The following is a 19,527-nucleotide window of genomic DNA, read 5'->3' as shown; positions in this document are numbered from 1 at the left end:
TTGCAGGCAAAGAAAAACGGTTCCCAGCCCAAAGGCTGGGAACCGCAATTCGAATGACTGCCCCTCGGAAGGGACATAGGTAATCCTACTACAGAATGCCGTAGGAATAGAAGCTATACGTGCTGATAGCTAGATGTTTTCCTCGTGGCGAGGCTCGTAGCCATGCTGAGGAGCCGGGGGCTGCTGCATCTGGACATTGCTCTGAGGGTACATACCCGGCTGATTCTGAGACGGCGGGAAGTCCTCAAGCTGCTCAGAACCCTGGTGCGGAGCTACCACATCCTGCTTATTCTGTCGCGCCAGCAGACGCCAGATAACGCCGGCAATGAGCAGAATAGAGATAATCAGCAGGGTCAGGGGGTTCAGACCGTTGAGCAAAATTGCCAGGTCGAGGGTGACTAGCGCAGTTGCAATATAGGTCCATACTCGGTCGAGCAGCAGAGCGCTCAGAAGAGTCAGGGCAATGCCGAGTACCAGCACCACGATATCCGGACCGTCAGCGGGAACTGCCCACGTTACCAGGGTGAGGAACACCTGCAGGCCCAAAGCCCAGTACAGAGGAGAATCCGATACCTGCGTATCTACAGGCCTCTTTGCGATGAAGTTCTTGAGGACCTTGGCTGCCACAACAGCCAGCATAATCAGGAGAGCAACCTCAAGAATGACGCTCAGGGGGTTGGACTTCGAGTAATCAATGACCAGACGGGCGATGAAGAGGCTGAACGCCGTGGTGCAGACAATCGGCAGGTTCTTCGCCTTGGTGACAGATACGAAGGACAGAGCACCCAGACCCCAGAGAAGTGCGTTGAGCTCCACCTGCCTGGGCTCAAAAACCAGCCCAACGAAAGTGTAGAATCCCAGCGTCGCCAGAGCGGGAATCATCAGCAGCGTATTGACCGGTGCATAGATACCCTGGCTCAGGGGACGACGAGACAGGAAACGCGCGTAAGGGGCACCCAACGGGCCGTGCATCGGCAAATCAACCATCGTATTACCAACCGGGACAGCGATGCGCGGACGAACATTAGCGTTCACACCGAAGACCTCAATCGGGAGCGTGACCTTCAGAACGAACAGGATGATGACGGCAATCAGAGCGTAGTAGCCCAGAAGAGTCATCTCCATTGTGCTTTCCCTCGTGTTGAAGAGATTCCACAGAGCACCGATGCAGAAAGTCGTGATGCTGATGGAGGCACCAATCTGCATGCGGGAGACCCTGAAGATAAGGGCAAGCACCCATACAGCGATGAAGATAGCAGGAGTTGCTACCGCGAACAGAAGATTATCAAAATCGCCAATGAAACGGCCTGCGCTCAGGACAGAACCAAGGGTGAAGAAAATCGCCGCCGCGTATGCTTCGTAGTTTCGCTTGGAGTACGCATAGAGTAGCACGCTGCACAGCGCCTGAACCGCCAGCAGTGCAAGTACGAGGAAGTCTACGAGCGATTCCTTCATATTGCCGGTAATCGCGAGCAGAATGACCGACCAGCAGATGGGGAATCGCGCAACGGTGAGTAGCTCCGAACGAATCGAAGAGCCAACCGGCATAAAGAAACCAAGCGCACCATAAACGACGGTTAGGAGCGCCGGCAGTGCTACAGCAATGTACTCCTTCTGCAAGTCGTACAGCAGGTAGTGTCGCGAGCCAATCGTCGCGATAAGCAGAGTCGCGTAGAACGCGATACGGACAAACATGACAAGCGTGGAGCGGAAGGAACCAACATCCGAAAGTCGTAGCGCGCGGGCCAGAATAAGAGCGCTCAGGACGCTCAAGAAGAGGACGGCACCCGAGAAGAGCGGGAAACCAACCCAGAATCGGCCATGTGCTCCGCCATCAGCATGGTTAGCTACGTACCCAACGAAGAGAGCAAAAACGCCCAAGAAGAGGTAGACCGACATCTCTACAAGACGGTAGCTTGCGTTCTGTACTGCAACGCCCTGAGAGAGGACAAAAGTCAGCAGCGCAATAGCGGCGCAGACCAACGCAAACATCAAAAGCGACTCAGAAGTCTGCATCTCAGGAATGAGAGCGAGGAAGAGCTGAATCATACCAATGGCATAACCGATGTTGCTCAGTACCGCTCCAGCGGTACGTGCCTCGGGAGCCTTAGCACTGACCAGATAGATGACTACAGCCGCGGCAAAGAAGAGGTAGAACGTTCCCTGGTTGCCAGGGGAGGCGTACATGCCAATAACAGGAATGAGCGCTACAAAACTCATGAGCACCAGAGGCTGAATTGCCTTGCGGTACAGCAAGAAGCTCACGATGCAGAGGACACCGATAACCCAGGGGGCGGGGAAGATACCTTGATTGCCTTCTGCGTAGGGAAGGAAGGCGCTCCAGCGCGTTGCGTAGGTAACGCTATCAGCGACGTGAGCAGTGTAGAAGGCATCAAGGAGAGCAAAGAAGGAGAAGAATACGCCGACGCATGCGTCAATTGCCGGCAACCACTCTATCTTGCGAGCGGGTTGGTGAATAGCTTCCTTCGCCCAGGGGATAGCCGGGGTGCTTTGCACCTGCTCGGGCTGTTCATCAGTAGCAGGAGCGGAACCAGCAATAGTCTTCTGCAGACGAGGAATAAACACGTAGGCAGAAATCAGGTTAACAACCAGAACAGAGACGAAGAAGATACTGGGGAACCACGGGCCGTGATCCGAGTCCATGATGAAGGAGAGAATGGACGCAATCGGGTAGATGCGTGCCTGGGCGTAGTAATCCGCCGTGCCGTTCAGCCAGGTGAACAGAATGGCGTGCACAGACATAACCGCAAAAGCAATACCCGCATCCGTGTAGCTCAGATCGTTGGTAAAGAAGAAAATGGCGACGGCAGTAGCCGGGACGAAAATACGGGAAGAATCAACAAGACCTTCGCGGATACCCTTCGGGGCAGCATTCGGGGCAAAGTGCAAGATCAAACCCAGAACAGTGGCAACGGCAGTCAGAGAAATGAAATACCAAACGAAAGGCAGAGCCGCCACCTTCGTAGCTGCCAACGAGTCTGAAACGATGAACGAAATCAGCAGGTACGCCATCACGCGGTTACGCATGAGGGCGCAGGCTCCAACAATGGCTGCAGTGCCAACCAGAGACGTGAGGAGCCAGATGTAGCGTCCTTCAGTCCAAATCTTGAGGACATAGATAGCAACGCCGGTCAGAGGAATAAACGCAAGACCCGTTGCTGCAAAAGAGTAGGAGGCAATACGCAGGCGCTCTACGAAACGGTAGGTGAGCAGGCCGGCTCCGTAGAAGACAATTGCTCCAAGCGCCATTGCGAGGACACGGAAGATAGCTGTTTCATCCTGAGAAGAAGTCACCGAGGTGACAAAAAGGCCCGCAGCACCAATGAGCAGGAGCGAACCAATGTACAGAACAATATTGAGGAAGATATCCTCATTGACTCGGCGTCGCTGCGCAGGAGGCTGAGGATACGGACCCGACAGGGACGGGGGAACGTACAAACCGAGACCTTGCGGCTGAGCATACTGAGGGCTCAGAGACGAAGAGTGAGAGCTAGAGGATGCCTGATGAGGTTGTGTCGGCTGAGACATGGTTTCTCCTTAGGCTGTAGTGATACTTCTACGATACGAGAGTCTTTAGAGCTAAAAGCTTTATTAAGAGCAATAAAGCGCATGGAACTTACTGAAAGTAGATTGAAAGCTCCCTGAGAGTTACATCGCGGGGGTATCCTTAGGTTGACAGAGGCAGTTAAGTGTTCTTAAGCACTTAACTTGTGTTCGTATTGCATCGGGGCTCTATCTCTGAGAGAATTGACGACGTTGTCAAAGCGTCTACCTGCACTAAAGGTAGGCCCACGTATGACCCGGTCCGAAGGATGACGGGACGAGTTTGTCTAGAAAATAGGCGACACGCCCGAGTTCGGGGGTCGGTACTCAGGCGGGGTGAGGAACCCGGCAAAGCCGGATTCAGTCCGTTCTGAGTGGCGCACGTGATGAATATATCGCGTTCCTTAAGCGCTATAACAAAGGGGCAAAAGCTCCGATACAGGGAATACATCAAGAAAGAGAGTCCGACAGATGGCGGGACAGAAAATCCGCATCCGTCTGAAGTCCTATGACCACGAGGTCATCGATTCTTCGGCACGGAAAATCGTCGAAACGGTCAAGGGCGCAGGCGCAACTGTAGTTGGCCCCGTGCCGCTGCCGACCGAGAAGAACGTCTACTGTGTTATTCGTTCTCCCCACAAGTACAAGGACAGCCGCGAGCACTTCGAGATGCGTACGCACAAGCGTCTGATCGACGTTGTTGATCCGACCCCCAAGGCTGTTGATGCCCTCATGCGTCTCGACCTGCCGGCAGACGTAAACATCGAGATCAAGCTGTAGAGGATCGCATCTAATGACTAACAAATTCGAGCGCCAGGTGAAGGGCCTGCTGGGCACCAAGCTCGGCATGACCCAGGTCTGGGACGAGGACGGCAAGTTCGTGCCCGTCACCGTCGTCAAGGCTGATTCTAACGTTGTTACCCAGATCCGTAACCAGGAAACTGACGGCTACGAAGCTGTTCAGATTGGTTTCGGTGCAATCGACTCTCGCAAGGTTACCAAGCCCCTGGCTGGTCACTTCGAGAAGGCCGGTGTTACCCCCCGTCGCCACATCGTCGAGCTGCGTACCGCAGACGCTTCTGAGTATTCCCTCGGTCAGGAACTGACCGTTGAGCTCTTCGAAGCAGGCCAGAAGGTCGACGTCGTTGGTAAGACCAAGGGTAAGGGCTTCGCAGGTGTTATGAAGCGTCACGGCTTCAAGGGTGTTGGCGCGTCTCACGGTCAGCACAAGAACCACCGTAAGCCCGGTTCCATCGGTGGCGCATCCTACCCCGCACGCGTGTTCAAGGGTATGCGCATGGCTGGCCGTATGGGCGCAGCACGTCACACTACCTTGAACCTGACTATCCAGGGTGTGGACGCAGAGAACAATGTCCTGCTGATCAAGGGCGCAATCCCCGGTCCCAAGGGCGGCGTTGTTCTGGTTCGTACCGCTGTGAAGGGAGCCTAATACATCATGGCTGTTAAGACCCTTAAGGTAGACCTGCCCGCAGAGATTTTCGACGCGCAGGCATCCGTGCCCCTGCTGCACCAGGTTGTCGTTGCACAGCTCGCTGCTGCACGCCAGGGCACCCACAAGACCAAGAAGCGCGGCGAGGTTTCCGGTGCAGGCCGTAAGCCCTTCAAGCAGAAGGGCACCGGTAACGCACGTCAGGGCTCCATCCGCGCACCGCACATGACCGGCGGTGGCGTTGTTCACGGTCCGACCCCGCGTAACTACGCACAGCGCACCCCCAAGAAGATGATCGCCGCTGCACTGCGCGGTGCTCTCTCCGATCGCGCTCGTCACGACCGCGTCCACGTTGTCGAGAACTTCATCTCCGGTGAAACCCCCTCGACCAAGGCTGCAAAGGCTGCATTCGCAGCTATCACCGAGCGCAAGAACATCCTTCTTGTGATTGCTCGTGCAGAGGACGTTGTGGCTCTGTCCGCACGTAACCTGGAGAACGTCCACGTTCTGTACGCAGATCAGCTCAACACCTACGATGTGCTGGTTTCTGACGACGTGGTCTTCACCAAGGCAGCATTCGATGCATTCGTTGCTGCAGCTCAGAAGAAGGAGGGCGCTAAGTAATGAGCGTTTCCACCAAGTCTGTATACGACGTGATCATCGCTCCCGTCGTTTCCGAGAAGAGCTACGGTCAGCTCGACGAAGGTAAGTACACCTTCGAGGTCGCAACCGATTCCAACAAGCTGGAAATCAAGCAGGCCATCGAGAAGATCTTTGACGTCAAGGTTGCTTCCGTCAACACCATCAACCGTCAGGGCAAGCGCAAGCGCACCCGTTTCGGTTGGGGCGCTCGCAAGAACACCAAGCGTGCGATTGTGACCCTCAAGGAAGGCACCATCGACATCTTCGGCGGTCCGCAGGCATAAGCCCCGCGGAGACCACTTTAACGAAGGAAGAAATATCTAAATGGGTATTCGTAAGTACAAGCCGACGACCCCGGGTCGCCGCGGTTCGAGCGTTGCTGATTTCTCCGAGATCACCCGCTCCACCCCGGAAAAGTCCCTGCTTCGTCCGCTTCACAAGACCGGCGGCCGTAACAACACCGGCCGCATCACCACCCGTCACAAGGGTGGCGGCCACAAGCGCCAGTACCGTCTGATCGACTTCCGTCGTCACGACAAGGACGGCGTTAACGCACGCGTTGCGCACATCGAGTACGATCCCAACCGTACCGCTCGCATCGCGCTGCTGCACTACTTCGATGGTTCCAAGCGCTACATCATCGCTCCGAACAAGCTCGCTCAGGGCGACATCGTCGAGTCCGGCCCCGCAGCTGACATCAAGCCCGGTAACAACCTGCCCCTGCGCAACATCCCCGTTGGTACCGTGATTCACTGTGTCGAGCTCCGCCCCGGTGGCGGCGCAAAGCTGGCTCGTTCCGCAGGTGCTTCTGTACAGCTGGTTGCTAAGGAAGGCAAGTACGGTCAGCTCCGTCTGCCCTCCGGCGAAATCCGCAACGTGGATGTTCGCTGCCGCGCAACCGTTGGTGAAGTTGGCAACGCTGAGCAGTCCAACATCAACTGGGGTAAGGCAGGCCGTAACCGCTGGAAGGGCATCCGCCCGACCGTCCGTGGTGTGGTCATGAACCCGGTTGACCACCCGCACGGTGGTGGTGAAGGTAAGACCTCCGGTGGTCGTCACCCGGTTAACCCCAACGGTAAGCCCGAGGGTCGTACCCGCCGTCCCAACAAGGAAAGCGACAAGCTCATCGTTCGTCGCCGTCGTACTGGCAAGAAGCGCTAAGGAGCCTGAAACATGCCTCGTAGTTTGAAGAAGGGCCCTTTCGTTGATCAGCACCTCTACCTGAAGGTTGCAGCTCAGAACGAGAAGGGCACCAAGAACGTAATCAAGACTTGGTCGCGTCGCTCGATGATTATCCCCGACATGCTCGGTCACACCATCGCAGTGTACGACGGTCGCAAGCACGTGCCGGTGTTCATCACCGAGTCGATGGTTGGTCACAAGCTCGGTGAGTTTGCTCCGACCCGCACTTTCCGCAGCCACGTGAAGGACGACCGTAAGGGTAAGCGTCGCTAATCGGTTCATACCGATAAGCTAACGTTTCCCTTTCGGCAATAGACGAAAGAGAGATAGGCAATGGAAGCCAAGGCATCAGCGCGTTTCGTTCGCGTTACGCCTATGAAGGCCCGCCGTGTCGTCAACCTGATCCGTGGTAAGCAGGCGGAAGAGGCTCTGGCGATTCTGAAGTTCGCCCCCCAGGCAGCTTCGGAACCGGTATACAAGATCGTTGCTTCGGCAGTAGCTAACGCTCGTCAGAAGGCAACCCAGCAGGGTCTGCCCTTCCGCGAGGAAGAGCTGTTCATCAGCGAAGCATTCGTGAACGAGGGCCCGACCATGAAGCGCATTCAGCCCCGCGCTCAGGGTCGCGCATACCGAATCAACAAGCGCACCAGCCACATCACCGTGGTAGTTGCTACCCCGGAGAAGGAGGAGGACCGCTAAATGGGTCAGAAAATTCACCCGAACGGTTTCCGACTGGGCATCACCACTGACCACGTCTCCAAGTGGTTCGCTGATTCCAACAAGCCCGGCGAGCGTTACGCTGACTTCGTCCGCGAGGACGTAAAGATCCGCGAGCTGCTGGCAAAGAACCTGGATCGCGCAGGCGTTGCAAAGGTCGAGATTGAGCGTACCCGTGACCGCGTGCGTGTGGACATCCACACCGCTCGTCCCGGTATCGTGATTGGCCGCCGTGGCGCAGAAGCAGACCGCATCCGCGGCGAGCTCGAGAAGCTCACCAACAAGCAGATTCAGCTGAACATCCTCGAGGTTGCTAACCCCGACCTCTCCGCTCAGCTGGTTGCACAGAGCATCGCAGAGCAGCTCGCATCGCGTGTTGCATTCCGACGTGCAATGAAGAAGGCAATCCAGTCCGCACAGCGTGCAGGCGCAAAGGGTATCCGTATCCAGTGCTCCGGCCGTCTGGGTGGCGCTGAAATGTCCCGTTCCGAGTTCTACCGCGAAGGCCGTGTGCCCCTGCACACCCTGCGTGCGAACATCGACTACGGCTTCTTCGAGGCTAAGACCACCTTCGGTCGCATCGGCGTGAAGGTCTGGATCTACAAGGGCGACCTGACCGACAAGGAGCTGGCAGCTCAGCAGGCAGCAAACAACCGCCGTGGCAACCGCCGCGATGGTGACCGCCGCCGCCAGGGCAACCGTGGTCCTCGTCGCGAGCGCCGCAACGAGAACGCTTCGGCAAAGGTCGAGGCCAAGACTGCAGAGAACGGTGAGGCATAAATGCTTATTCCCCGTCGAGTAAAGTACCGCAAGCAGCACCACCCCAAGCGTAGTGGTCTCGCAAAGGGCGGCACCGAGGTTAGCTTCGGTGAGTGGGGCATTCAGGCCCTGTCGCCCGCATACGTGACCAACCGCCAGATTGAGGCTGCACGTATCGCAATGACCCGTCACATCAAGCGTGGCGGTAAGGTCTGGATCAACATTTATCCCGACCGTCCGCTGACCAAGAAGCCTGCTGAAACCCGTATGGGTTCCGGTAAGGGTTCGCCCGAGTGGTGGGTCGCAAATGTCAAGCCGGGTCGAGTCATGTTTGAACTCTCCGGTGTGTCCGAAGAAGTGGCTCGCGAGGCAATGCGCCTGGCAATCCACAAGCTCCCGATGAAGGCACGTGTTGTGCGTCGCCGCGAAGGTGGTGAATAAGCGAGATGGCAGTAGGATCCAAGGACCTGAGCATCGATAAGCTCGCAGAGCTCTCCAACGAAGAGCTGGCTGCAAAGCTGAGCGAAGCGAAGAAGGAACTCTTCAACATCCGCTTCCAGGAAGTCACCGGTCAGGCTAACGCAGGTCGTCGCCGCACTATCAAGCGCGACATCGCACGTATCTACACCGTGCTGCGTGAGCGCGAGCTCGGTATTCGTCCCGCAACTGAAGGTGAGTCCAAGTGAGTGAAGTAAAGAACGAAGAGCGCGGCTACCGCAAGACCCGCCGCGGCTACGTTGTCTCCGACAAGATGGACAAGACCGTTGTCGTCGAGGTCGAGGACCACGTGAAGCACGCACTGTACGGCAAGGTCGTTCGCCGTAGCTCCAAGATCAAGGCACACGACGAGCAGAACACTGCTGGTATCGGTGACCTCGTTCTGATTGCAGAGACCCGTCCGCTGTCCGCTTCCAAGCGCTGGCGTATCGTGGAGATCATCGAGAAGGCTAAGTAAGCCCTCTTCATGACTCTCTGCTAGAGCAGTAAAAGAACCCCCTCTCCTACTTCGGTAGGAGAGGGGCTCTTTGCGTTTAACCTTTGTTCGGGAAAAACTAGGGCGGGCGCCTTATGGCATGGGCTAATAACAGACGCTAAGACAACATTTGTCATAAATGTCTTGATATGTCATACGAGAAAACAATATTCTTCTCTCGATTTGATGACGCAATCCATGAGTAGACGCTGCTAGAGAAGAAAGCCCATGTAGAGGCGGAATTGTGGAGGAAAAGTGAAAAGTAAGACGTGAGTAAGGCGCCTGGGGTCTGCGAAATCCGATGAGCAGCACTTGAAAACAACCTGATTAGGGACTTATTATCAACTTTATAGTTGCTTAGCGTAACCTTGCCTAATAATCAGTCGGGTGGCTTTGCACCTTCCGGAGGTTGCACGACCTTTGGAGAAGTACCACTACACATCATCGAGGATCAGCATGACTTCTTCACCCAAGCCCTCACGTAAGCTGCTCGCCATTGCTGGCGCACTTTCCGTTGTCGCAGGTTCTTTCGCTGCGGTTCCCGCTACCTTTGCGGCAAACGTCTCCGCATCCGTTCCCGGCGGGAACTCCCAGAACTCCGCTGAGGAATGCCGCCACATTGCAATGAGCGCTACCCAGTACCAGGGCCTGCCCGGCCAGTACCAGCTGGCATACTCGGCAGCAACCTCCTCCCTCTACACTTCCTTCTCCTCCGGCCGCCCGCCGATTCTGACCGGTGGCGTCGGCACCTGGAACGTTGCATCCACCCCGAGCCTTGCTACTGTCTACCAGTTCCCGACCACGGACTTCACCGCACGTGGTGCTACCGCACCGACCGGCAAGCAGATTGAATCTCCCTACGGTATTGCCTACGACGAAGCAACCGGATACGTATGGGTGACCCAGACCCGCGTCAACAAGGTATCTGTCTTCGATCCCGCGACCAACAAGATTATCTGGAGTAGTGCAGAAGGCGACGTCAACCACCCCCGCGAGGTACGCATCGACCCCTCTAGCGGCAAGGTCTTTGTATCTGGCTCCGGCGGCATTAGCGTCTTCGACACCACCCAGCACACCCTGGTCAAGAAGATTGAATTCACCGATGCCAAGGGCGAATCTGACATTGCAATGAACATGCACGTAGACTCCGCTGATGGCAAGCTCTACGCACCCTCCCTGAGTGCCGGCACCGTGAAGGTGATCGACACCAAGAGCTACGAAGTCGAGAAGACCATTCAGCTGCACAAGGAAAATGCTGAAGCTGCTCTGAACCCCTCGGACGTCACTATCGACAAGTCCCTGAAGGAAATCTACGTCAGCACCCAGGGTGACCGTAAGGGCACTAACTCCGGTATCACCGTCTACGACCTGGAAACTGGTGCCTACAAGAAGACCATTCCCTTCGGCAACCAGGCCCTCGCCCTCGCCTCCGACGAAGCCCGTGACCTGCTGTACGTGACCGATTACGGTACCGGCAACGTCGGTGTTGTTGATGCACGAACCGGCACCGTTGTTTCTCAGGTGTCTACCGGTGCGACCAGCGGCGCAAATGATGTTCTGGTCACCGCAGACGGCAGTGCATACGCTGTAGCACGCAGCATTGAAGGCGCTTCCGCTATCGAAACCGACTACACCATCGATAAGACCACCGGCGAATACCGCACCTCTAGCACCGAGCCCAAGGGTAAGGACAACGCGGACTCCCCGATTACTCCCGGCGTCATGGTGAAGATCAACACCACCGTTGAAACCAGCGCGAAGCCTGCTGCACAGACTTCTTCTGAAGAACTGGTGAAGACCTACGCCGACGGCGCAAAGCTCTACGCAGTGAAGGACTGGACCACCGGTGAAACCCTGAAGCTGCGTGGTGAAGGTTTCAAGACTCAGGACGGTTCGAAGGGCTCCGTGCTCGCCGTTAAGCTGAACAAGGGTCGTATCTCCGCGAAGGAAGAGCCGAAGTTCAACGGCGTTGAGGGCAACAGCGCAGGTGTTTGGGCGTACATCCAGGCAGATGAAAACGGTAACTTCACCGCTGAACTGCCGTACCCGACCACCGAGAACTCCAACCTGACGGAAAATCTGAAGAGCGGCGATAAGGTATCGGTCTTCCTGCTCTCCGGCTCCATTGTTGAAGGTGACACTCCTCGCGGTGGTGAAGCGCTCTCCGCAACTGTTGCAGAGAAGAAGGCAGACACCGCTGAGACCTGCGCACCGGCAGAAACCACCCAGGTCGCTGCTACTCCTTCTGGCGTGACTACCACTTACCCTGCCGGCACTAAGCTGAGCCTGCCGGATAGCGAACAGCCCACTCCGGCTCCGAGCGAGTCTGCTAAGCTTGAGCCGACCACTCCGGCTCCGAGTGAGTCTGCTAAGCCTGAGCCGACTACTCCGGCTCCGAGCGAGTCTGCTAAGCCTGAGCCGACTACTCCGGCTCCGAGCGAGTCTGCTAAGCCCGAGCCGAGCACCCCGGCACCCTCCGAAAGCGCAAATTCCAATGAGGTTGTGCACGAGTACAAGGACGGCGCTAAGGTCTACTTCCCCAAGACTTGGGACGGCCAGAAGCTGACCTTCCGCGGTGAAGGCTTCAAGACTCTGGACGGTAAGGGCTCCGTTATCGCCGTCAAGCTGAACAAGGGCGCTATTTCTGCGAAGGTAGAGCCTAAGCTCGAAGGCGTTGAAGGCAATAGCGCAGGCATCTGGGCATACATCAAGGCGGACGAAAACGGTAACTTCACCGCAACCATCGACCGCCCCACCGTGGCAAACTCTAACCTGACTGAAGAACTGAAGACCGGCGATAGCGTTGCTATCTACCTGCTCTCCGGTTCCCTGACCGAGAACGATAACGTGCGCGGTGGTGTGGCTGCAGAATACACCTTCAGCGTTGACAACCAGGCACCTGCACCGAAGGCATCCGAATCGGCTAATGCACCTGTAACTAACCCCTCTGAGGCGCCTTCCGCACCGGCAGACTCCAAGGAACAGGTAAAGGAAAACGCTAAGGATCAGTCCAAGGCTCCCGCGGATTCTTTGAAGTCTGATGCTCAGAAGAAGGACAGCACTGCACCGAAGACCTCCGGCTCTTCGTCGCAGAACGTCACCTCTTCCAACAACGGCTCCACCGCTTCGAGCTCCTCGAAGTCTTCGCTGGCTAACACCGGTGCTTCGGGCGTCGTCGTTGCTGCAGGAATCGGCGTTCTTGCCCTGGTCGTTGGCGCAACCGTGCTGGTAGCACGTCGCCGCAAGGCATAGCCCGTACCCCACGGCAGCCCACGATACTACCGCTTGGCGGTAGCGAAAGAGGTAGAGCGGGATCTGCTAGATATTCAAGAACCCGCTTGACTCTCTGAAACTGCCGATAGACGCTGAAAGGGGCGGTACCCATCGAACCGATGGGTACCGCCCCTATCGTTTTGCCTATACGTCTGTATTCGAGCGGAAGGCCTAGACCAGGATCAGAAGTAGTAGCGGGGGAGAGCGGAAGAGAAGCGGAGGAAGGGTGAAGCGCACCCTCTGCGCTCGCCCGCCCTTATTTGACGAGTTAACAGCCTGAAGAATGAAGTGCGGGATTCTAACGCCTCAAATACGAAGAAAACCCGCACCGAAGTGCGGGTTTAGTGTCAAAGCGAGGTTCGGTCCCTAGACAAACGGATTAGCGAGGAAAAAGGGACCCAAGAAATCTGTCCGATAAGGACCGAACCTCTTGTTTGACGCATGCGTCTCTTCTATTATGGTACATCTCGCTGATTTTCGCACCTTGAATCGCGATTTTTGCTAAAAAACTTGATTTTTGAAAAAACAACCCTTAATTTCTAAATTTTTAAGCAGATTTTTTCAGAACGCTGTTTTGAGGGGGTCAGAGGTGAAGAAATATTACAAAATCTATGGCTCTGGTCGACTCGATATAAGTCTTTTAGTTCTAGAAGATGCCGATAGTTCTAGATATATGTCTTTTATGCTAATTATGTTTAGATTGTAAAGCTTTCATGGGGTAAATTTGCCCCGCTCAGAGCCGGAGGGGAGAACAGCTCCGGATGCCAATATAGGACCTCTTGAGGATGAATTTCGTAGTGCATGGACTGCACTAGAAAAGCCTCAAAATGGTGGGCAAAGCGTAAGATATACAGCAGAAAGCTCCGGATGCTAAGCCCGCAAAATATAAGGTGAGCTAGCCTCCAAACTACACAACTCTGGAGATACTTATGGTTCCCCCTGTCGCAGGAGAAGAGCAGAAGAACGTGCCGGATGCTAAGCGTTTTTCCGTGGATCGTTCCGCGGGACTTGCTGGCCAGTATCAAGTGGCATACAACCCTGAAGAGAACGTTCTTTTTGTAAGTGGAAGCTATAACCACACAAAGACCCACGGCACTCTCTGCGCCACAATTGCTCGCATAAACGCGGATACCCCGCAGATTGAGCAGACGGCTACTCTGCCCGTTATCCCGGAAAATAACCCCGAACTAGCAAACCTCTTCCAGGTTCAAGCTGCCTATGGGTTAGCCGCAGACAATGAACGGGGGCTTCTCTGGACCGGAGGAACCCGCACAAACTCGGTTACCGCATACTCCCAAAAGGACCTATCGCGCGTATGGGATTCTCTCGTTCTAGAAGTAGAGATGCTGACTCCGCGTGAGCTATACGTCGCACCCAACGGTGCCGTACTCGTTACCGGAATGGGCGGCTACCAGGTGATTTCTGCACCCACCGCAGAGGGGGAACGTAGGGTTAGCCCCCTTCAAGGGGAAGGCCCTGCCATGCTACTAGGACCCGTAGCGGACGAAAGCCGTAGCCTCCTGTACATCCCGAATATTATGCGAGATGAAATCTGGGTTGTGGATATGAATACCTGGGAGCTTGCACGCAAGCTGCCCGTAATTGGCGGGGAAGACGCCAATACTCCAGTCGGTGTTCACGGTGTGGAGATTGATTCGACGCGCGGTGAACTATATGTCTCTGCGCAAGGGCGCGAGGGTAAGAATGGCGGTCTGTATGTTCTGAGCTTTGAGGGTGAGCACCTCGCTTATCTTCCGTTCGGAAAGATGCCCACCGATATCTTGCTCGATGCAGAACGTCACCTGCTCTATGTTGCTGATTTCGGTGGCAAGGGGGAGGCGGCAGTTGCTGGTGGCGGAACTGTTACCGTCATTAATACGCTCAATCGAGCCATTATTGACACCGTGCAGGTGGCTCCCACCCGCATTAACCACCAGGTCCTGTTGAAGGACGGGAGTGTTATTGCTGTCGATAAAGCAGGAGACTACCCCGCAGCTGAGGTTCCCTACGTGCTGGATGCAAACTCTGGCGAATACTACGAGGCTGCAGAAGAGACTCGACCGGGAGAACCTCCTCGCCCTATCGTTCGTGACGGTATCGCGAAAGTATATATGCCCTAGCTGATGAGTGAAGAGCGACTGAGAGCAGCTGATATATCAACGTAGTGCGTGCCGCGCTCTAGCCGCGCTCTAGCACTGTGCGTATGTCTGAGAGGTGGGGAGTAGGACCGGGGTGGTCTCTTGCCAGTACTGCGGCAAGTCTGTCGTGGAGGGACATTAAAGCGTAGTAAAATATTAATATCTATCTTCTTTGTTTGACACATTGTTTGATAGATTTCTCGAGGCCCCTTCAGTTTCTTATGCGTCAGGAACTACACGAAGGGGCCTCCTGCTTTAAGTGTCAAATAAGGGGCCTTCTCAATCGATGGTGATGTGGGGTATGGGGTTTTTGCTCTCTAAGCCCGGCTATCCCCAGAGATAGGGTGGAAGAGACTGAAATCATAGTCGGCAAACTCTTGCGCTACATACCTGCTTCCTGTACAGTGTTAAGACTGTGTGGCTGTATCCAAATAGCCGCACAACCACGGGCTTCTCGTGCCAGTGCATAATGCCGCTATTTACGGGTGGGATACGCCCGCTTCACGCGGGTCCAAATGCTTCTGGCATGGGTTTGCCCCAGGCGTTTCCGCTAACCCCTTCCATAGAGTTGGGGCCCGGGGCGTCAACCAATCCCGTAAAAATGTTCCGCAAGGCTGGCTCGCGCCTAAAGCGAGTCGGAACCGGCGAGACGACAGGAGAAATATGATTCAGCAGGAGTCGCGACTGAAGGTCGCCGACAACACTGGTGCGAAGGAAATCCTGACCATCCGTGTTCTCGGTGGTTCCTCGCGTCGCTACGCAGGCATTGGCGACATCATTGTCGCAACCGTCAAGGATGCAATCCCCGGCGGTACCGTAAAGAAGGGTGACGTTGTCAAGGCAGTCGTCGTCCGCACCAAGAAGGAAACCCGTCGTCCCGACGGCTCCTACATCAAGTTCGACGAGAACTCCGCAGTGATCCTGAAGAACACTGATGGTGATCCCCGTGGTACCCGTATCTTCGGCCCCGTGGGTCGTGAGCTTCGCGACAAGAAGTTCATGAAGATCGTTTCGCTGGCTCCGGAGGTGCTCTAATTCATGGCTAAGATCAAGTCCGGCGACCTGGTTCAGGTTATTTCCGGTGCAGATAAGGGCAAGCAGGGCAAGGTTCTGAAGGTTCTCCCCAAGGAAAACCGCGTGATTGTTGAGGGCGTCAAGGTCGTCACCAAGCACACCAAGGCTAACCCCCTGACCGGCGCAGCAGGCGGCATTCAGAAGGTTGAGGCACCGATCCACGTTTCTAACGTTGCGATTGTTGACCCCGAGACCAAGAAGCCGACCCGTGTTGGTTTCCGCCTCGAGACTGTAGAGCGTGACGGCAAGGAGCGCACCGTTCGCGTGCGCGTTGCTAAGCGTTCGGGTAAGGACATCTAATGACCGAAACCAAGATCACCCCCCGCTTCAAGACCAAGTACGCTGAGGTCGTCGTTCCCGCTCTGCAGGAAGAGTTCAAGTACGAGAACGTCATGCAGACCCCGAAGATCGTTAAGGTCGTCGTAAACATGGGTGTTGGCGAGGCAGCTCGCGACGCAAAGCTCATGGACGGCGCAATCCGCGATCTCACCGCAATCACCGGTCAGAAGCCGATTGTTACCCGCGCTAAGAAGTCCATCGCACAGTTCAAGCTGCGCGAAGGTATGCCCATTGGTGCACACGTCACCCTGCGTGGCGACCGCATGTGGGAATTCCTGGACCGCCTCGTCACCCTGGCACTGCCCCGAATCCGCGACTTCCGCGGTCTCTCGGACCGCCAGTTCGACGGTAACGGTAACTACACCTTCGGTCTGACCGAGCAGTCCATGTTCCACGAAATCGATCAGGACTCGATCGACCGCGTGCGTGGTATGGACATCACCGTGGTGACCTCCGCGAAGACCGATGACGAAGGCCGTGCAATCCTGAAGGCACTGGGCTTCCCGTTCAAGACCAACTAACGACTACGTTGTAGGTCCAGACCCCGTTACCGCGGGGTAGGGAAACCACAACGAGGAAGGGCAAAAGCCCACAATGACTATGACTGATCCGGTCGCAGATATGCTGACCCGTTTGCGTAACGCAAACTCCGCATACCACGACACCGTATCCATGCCCTACTCCAAGCTGAAGTCTCGCATTGCTGAGATCTTGAAGGCTGAGGGCTACATCGCCGACGTGAAGGTTGAGGATGCAAAGGTCGGCAAGACCCTGACCCTCGTCCTCAAGTACGGTCCGTCCCGCGAGCGTTCCATCGCTGGCGTGCGTCGTATTTCCAAGCCGGGCCTGCGTACCTACGCAAAGTCCACCAACCTGCCCCAGGTTCTGGGCGGCCTCGGCATCGCAATCCTGTCCACCTCTTCGGGTCTGCTCACTGACAAGCAGGCTGCGAAGAAGGGCGTGGGCGGCGAAGTCATCGCTTACATCTGGTAGTCGGTTAGAAGAGAAAGGAAGAGAATAATGTCACGTATTGGACGTCTCCCCATCTCGGTTCCCGCCGGCGTTGAGGTTAAGGTCGATGGCAACCTGGTCACCGTTAAGGGCCCCAAGGGCGAGCTCTCCCACAAGGTAGCTTCCCCCATCACCGTGGCTCTGAACGAAAACGAGATCGTTGTATCTCGTCCGAACGACGAGCGCCTGTCTCGCTCGCTGCACGGTCTGACTCGTACCCTGATTCAGAACCTGATTATCGGCGTTACCTCCGGCTACGAGAAGAAGCTGGAAATCGTTGGTACCGGTTACCGTGTGACCCCGAAGGGTAACGACCTGGAGTTCGCTCTGGGCTACTCCCACCCGATCAACATCACCGCTCCCGAGGGTATTACTTTCGCAGTGGAGGGTGCTAACAAGCTGACCGTGTCGGGTATCGACAAGCAGCTCGTTGGTCAGGTTGCAGCAAACATTCGTGGTCTGCGTAAGCCCGATCCCTACAAGGGTAAGGGTGTTCGCTACGCAGGTGAGCACATCCGCCGCAAGGTCGGAAAGGCTGGTAAGTAAACATGGCTATCAAGTCGAAGGCAGCGCAGCGTGCACGTCGTCACGCTCGCATCCGCAAGTACGTTTCGGGTACCGCTGCGCGTCCGCGCCTGTGCGTCACCCGTTCGACCCGTCACATGTTCGTTCAGGTTATCGACGATGTCAAGGGCGTAACCCTGGCATCCGCTTCCACCATGGAAGCAGAGCTGCGTGCAGCTGACCTGGACAAGACCGCTAAGGCAAAGCGCGTTGGTGAGCTCGTTGCAGAGCGTGCCAAGGCAGCTGGTGTTGAGGCAGTCGTGTTCGACCGCGGTGGTAACAAGTACCACGGCCGTGTTGCAGCCGTTGCTGACGGTGCACGCGAGGGAGGTCTTGCACTCTAATGAGCGAGCAGAACGTAAAGGAAACTCAGGTGAGCGAAGCAGTAGTAGCTGAAACCGCTGAGACCTCCAACCAGCGCGAGGAGCGCCGCAACAACCGCGGCGAGCGTCGTGGCCGTGGTGAGCGCCGTAACAACCGCGCTCGCGAGGAGGAGAAGGACAAGTACATCGAGCGCGTTGTGACCATCAACCGCGTTTCCAAGGTCGTCAAGGGTGGTCGTCGCTTCAGCTTCACCGCACTGGTCGTCGTTGGTGACGGTAACGGACTGGTCGGCGTTGGCTACGGTAAGGCTAAGGAAGTTCCCGCAGCAATCTCCAAGGGTGTCGAGGAAGCAAAGAAGAACTTCTTCCGCGTTCCCCGCATCGAAGGCCGCACCATCCCGCACCGCGTGCAGGGTGAGGCAGCTGCAGGCGTTGTGATGCTCCGTCCGGCAACCGCTGGTACCGGTGTTATCGCAGGTGGCCCCGTGCGTGCAGTACTCGAGTGCGCAGGCATTCACGACGTGCTGTCCAAGTCGCTCGGTTCCTCGAACCAGATCAACATCGTTCACGCAACTGTTGCAGCACTCAAGGAGCTCGAGGAGCCCCTGGCAGTGGCAGCCCGCCGTGGCCTGCCCACCGATGAGGTTATCCCCAGCTACCTGCGCAACACCAAGTCTGAAAAGGCAGGTGCGTAGTAATGGCCAAGCGTATTCAGCCCAGCGACGCAAAGCTGGAAATCACCCAGGTCAAGTCCTATGTTGGTCAGAAGCAGAACATGCGCGACACCCTGCGTTCCCTGGGCCTCAAGCGCCCCGGCAACAAGGTAGTCCGCACTGCTGACCCCGTCACCGTTGGCATGGTTAACACCGTTGCTCACCTGGTGAAGGTTGAGGAGGTCAAGTAAAGATGGCAGAAGCTATCAAGATTCACGATCTGCGCCCGGCACCGGGTGCCCACAAGGCAAAGACCCGCGTTGGCCGCGGTGAAGGCTCCAAGGGTAAGACCGCAGGTCGCGGTACCAAGGGTACCAAGGCACGTTACCAGGTTCGTGCAGGCTTCGAAGGCGGCCAGCTGCCGCTGCACATGCGCCTGCCGAAGCTGCGCGGCTTCAAGAACCCCTTCCGCACCGAGTACCAGGTTGTTAACCTGGACCGCATCCAGGAACTGTTCCCCAACGGTGGCGACGTTACCGTCGAGGCACTGGTTGCTAAGGGTGCCGTTCGTAAGAACGAGCTCGTGAAGGTTCTGGGCAACGGCGAAATCTCCGTCAAGGTGAACGTTGTTGTCGACAAGGCATCGGCTTCCGCTATCGAGAAGATCGAGGCCGCTGGCGGTTCTGTAACCGTTAAGTAGTCTTCAAGACGAGAAAGCCCCCGTTCGTACGCTGTACGGCGGGGGCTTTTTGCTGCCTGAAAAGATTCACAACAGGGTCATATTCCTGTATTCGTATATTTGAACGCTTGGTGTACGCCACATTTGGTGTTCAAAAATCACGCTAAGAGAATATAAAAGCTACAT

At 56.3% G+C, this 19,527-nt stretch carries 23 protein-coding genes; 22 read left to right on the top strand and 1 reads right to left on the bottom strand.

All coding sequences use genetic code 11. From position 1 onward, the window contains the following. Nucleotides 1–129: 129 nt before the first annotated feature. Nucleotides 130–3,459, bottom strand: coding sequence for a Fe2+/Zn2+ uptake regulation protein (locus HXO69_RS00850; RefSeq protein WP_296544727.1), 3,330 nt, complete (start codon nucleotides 3,457–3,459; stop codon nucleotides 130–132). Nucleotides 3,460–4,035: 576 nt separating this feature from the next. Between HXO69_RS00850 and rpsJ the strand changes: the two genes are divergently transcribed. The 22 genes from rpsJ to rplO all read left to right on the top strand — a co-directional run bounded on the left by rpsJ (nucleotide 4,036) and on the right by rplO (nucleotide 19,362). Next, nucleotides 4,036–4,344, top strand: a complete 309-nt coding sequence (gene rpsJ / locus HXO69_RS00845; protein WP_004005287.1) for a 30S ribosomal protein S10 — start codon at nucleotides 4,036–4,038, stop codon at nucleotides 4,342–4,344. 13 nt (nucleotides 4,345–4,357) lie between these two features. Beyond that, complete coding sequence (rplC, locus tag HXO69_RS00840) at nucleotides 4,358–5,014, top strand: 50S ribosomal protein L3 (RefSeq protein WP_005504955.1); 657 nt, start codon at nucleotides 4,358–4,360, stop codon at nucleotides 5,012–5,014. A 6-nt stretch (nucleotides 5,015–5,020) separates the two neighbouring features. Continuing rightward, nucleotides 5,021–5,638, top strand: a complete 618-nt coding sequence (rplD, locus tag HXO69_RS00835; protein WP_296544726.1) for a 50S ribosomal protein L4 — start codon at nucleotides 5,021–5,023, stop codon at nucleotides 5,636–5,638. Then, nucleotides 5,638–5,940: a 50S ribosomal protein L23 gene (gene rplW, locus HXO69_RS00830; RefSeq protein ID WP_005504959.1), complete on the top strand. Its 303-nt coding sequence runs from the start codon at nucleotides 5,638–5,640 to the stop codon at nucleotides 5,938–5,940. Before rplD ends, rplW begins: the two co-directional genes overlap by 1 nt. Before the next feature lie 40 nt (nucleotides 5,941–5,980). Beyond that, nucleotides 5,981–6,817 (top strand): 50S ribosomal protein L2, encoded by an 837-nt coding sequence (rplB, locus tag HXO69_RS00825; protein WP_005504961.1) that lies wholly within the window; start codon nucleotides 5,981–5,983, stop codon nucleotides 6,815–6,817. A gap of 12 nt (nucleotides 6,818–6,829) precedes the next feature. Continuing rightward, the gene (gene rpsS / locus HXO69_RS00820; protein ID WP_004005282.1) at nucleotides 6,830–7,111 is read left to right on the top strand and encodes a 30S ribosomal protein S19; all 282 of its coding nucleotides are present in this window, start codon (nucleotides 6,830–6,832) and stop codon (nucleotides 7,109–7,111) included. Between the two features lie 60 nt (nucleotides 7,112–7,171). Next, nucleotides 7,172–7,537 carry a 50S ribosomal protein L22 gene (gene rplV, locus HXO69_RS00815; protein WP_005504964.1) on the top strand — a complete coding sequence of 122 codons (366 nt, stop codon included), beginning with the start codon at nucleotides 7,172–7,174 and terminating at the stop codon, nucleotides 7,535–7,537. After that, nucleotides 7,538–8,335, top strand: coding sequence for a 30S ribosomal protein S3 (rpsC, locus tag HXO69_RS00810; RefSeq protein WP_005504966.1), 798 nt, complete (start codon nucleotides 7,538–7,540; stop codon nucleotides 8,333–8,335). Then, on the top strand, nucleotides 8,336–8,755 hold the full coding sequence (rplP, locus tag HXO69_RS00805) for a 50S ribosomal protein L16 (protein ID WP_005504968.1): 420 nt from the start codon (nucleotides 8,336–8,338) through the stop codon (nucleotides 8,753–8,755). It abuts the gene before it with no gap. 5 nt (nucleotides 8,756–8,760) lie between these two features. After that, the gene (gene rpmC, locus HXO69_RS00800; RefSeq protein ID WP_005504969.1) at nucleotides 8,761–9,000 is read left to right on the top strand and encodes a 50S ribosomal protein L29; all 240 of its coding nucleotides are present in this window, start codon (nucleotides 8,761–8,763) and stop codon (nucleotides 8,998–9,000) included. After that, complete coding sequence (gene rpsQ / locus HXO69_RS00795) at nucleotides 8,997–9,269, top strand: 30S ribosomal protein S17 (RefSeq protein ID WP_012903053.1); 273 nt, start codon at nucleotides 8,997–8,999, stop codon at nucleotides 9,267–9,269. Before rpmC ends, rpsQ begins: the two co-directional genes overlap by 4 nt. 474 nt (nucleotides 9,270–9,743) lie before the next feature. Next, the gene (locus HXO69_RS00790) at nucleotides 9,744–12,539 is read left to right on the top strand and encodes an LPXTG cell wall anchor domain-containing protein (protein ID WP_296544724.1); all 2,796 of its coding nucleotides are present in this window, start codon (nucleotides 9,744–9,746) and stop codon (nucleotides 12,537–12,539) included. A gap of 1,502 nt (nucleotides 12,540–14,041) precedes the next feature. Beyond that, nucleotides 14,042–14,680, top strand: a complete 639-nt coding sequence (locus HXO69_RS00785) for a YncE family protein (protein ID WP_296544722.1) — start codon at nucleotides 14,042–14,044, stop codon at nucleotides 14,678–14,680. A gap of 681 nt (nucleotides 14,681–15,361) precedes the next feature. Further along, on the top strand, nucleotides 15,362–15,733 hold the full coding sequence (gene rplN, locus HXO69_RS00780; RefSeq protein WP_005504986.1) for a 50S ribosomal protein L14: 372 nt from the start codon (nucleotides 15,362–15,364) through the stop codon (nucleotides 15,731–15,733). 3 nt (nucleotides 15,734–15,736) lie between these two features. After that, nucleotides 15,737–16,072 carry a 50S ribosomal protein L24 gene (gene rplX, locus HXO69_RS00775; RefSeq protein WP_005504988.1) on the top strand — a complete coding sequence of 112 codons (336 nt, stop codon included), beginning with the start codon at nucleotides 15,737–15,739 and terminating at the stop codon, nucleotides 16,070–16,072. Next, nucleotides 16,072–16,632 (top strand): 50S ribosomal protein L5, encoded by a 561-nt coding sequence (rplE, locus tag HXO69_RS00770; RefSeq protein ID WP_070819400.1) that lies wholly within the window; start codon nucleotides 16,072–16,074, stop codon nucleotides 16,630–16,632. Before rplX ends, rplE begins: the two co-directional genes overlap by 1 nt. Nucleotides 16,633–16,705: 73 nt before the next feature. Beyond that, nucleotides 16,706–17,104, top strand: coding sequence for a 30S ribosomal protein S8 (rpsH, locus tag HXO69_RS00765; RefSeq protein WP_049331925.1), 399 nt, complete (start codon nucleotides 16,706–16,708; stop codon nucleotides 17,102–17,104). A gap of 27 nt (nucleotides 17,105–17,131) precedes the next feature. Next, nucleotides 17,132–17,668, top strand: a complete 537-nt coding sequence (gene rplF, locus HXO69_RS00760; RefSeq protein WP_005505004.1) for a 50S ribosomal protein L6 — start codon at nucleotides 17,132–17,134, stop codon at nucleotides 17,666–17,668. A 2-nt stretch (nucleotides 17,669–17,670) separates the two neighbouring features. After that, nucleotides 17,671–18,030, top strand: a complete 360-nt coding sequence (rplR, locus tag HXO69_RS00755; RefSeq protein WP_005505006.1) for a 50S ribosomal protein L18 — start codon at nucleotides 17,671–17,673, stop codon at nucleotides 18,028–18,030. A gap of 29 nt (nucleotides 18,031–18,059) precedes the next feature. Continuing rightward, nucleotides 18,060–18,704 (top strand): 30S ribosomal protein S5, encoded by a 645-nt coding sequence (gene rpsE, locus HXO69_RS00750; RefSeq protein ID WP_171840195.1) that lies wholly within the window; start codon nucleotides 18,060–18,062, stop codon nucleotides 18,702–18,704. Nucleotides 18,705–18,706: 2 nt separating this feature from the next. Beyond that, nucleotides 18,707–18,913, top strand: coding sequence for a 50S ribosomal protein L30 (gene rpmD / locus HXO69_RS00745; protein ID WP_004005265.1), 207 nt, complete (start codon nucleotides 18,707–18,709; stop codon nucleotides 18,911–18,913). 2 nt (nucleotides 18,914–18,915) lie between these two features. After that, the gene (gene rplO, locus HXO69_RS00740; protein WP_005505008.1) at nucleotides 18,916–19,362 is read left to right on the top strand and encodes a 50S ribosomal protein L15; all 447 of its coding nucleotides are present in this window, start codon (nucleotides 18,916–18,918) and stop codon (nucleotides 19,360–19,362) included. Nucleotides 19,363–19,527 lie beyond the last annotated feature (165 nt).

Source organism: Rothia sp. (in: high G+C Gram-positive bacteria) (assembly GCF_015265375.1).
Classification (GTDB): Bacteria; Actinomycetota; Actinomycetes; order Actinomycetales; family Micrococcaceae; genus Rothia.
This window is presented reverse-complemented; position numbering and strand designations above follow the sequence as displayed.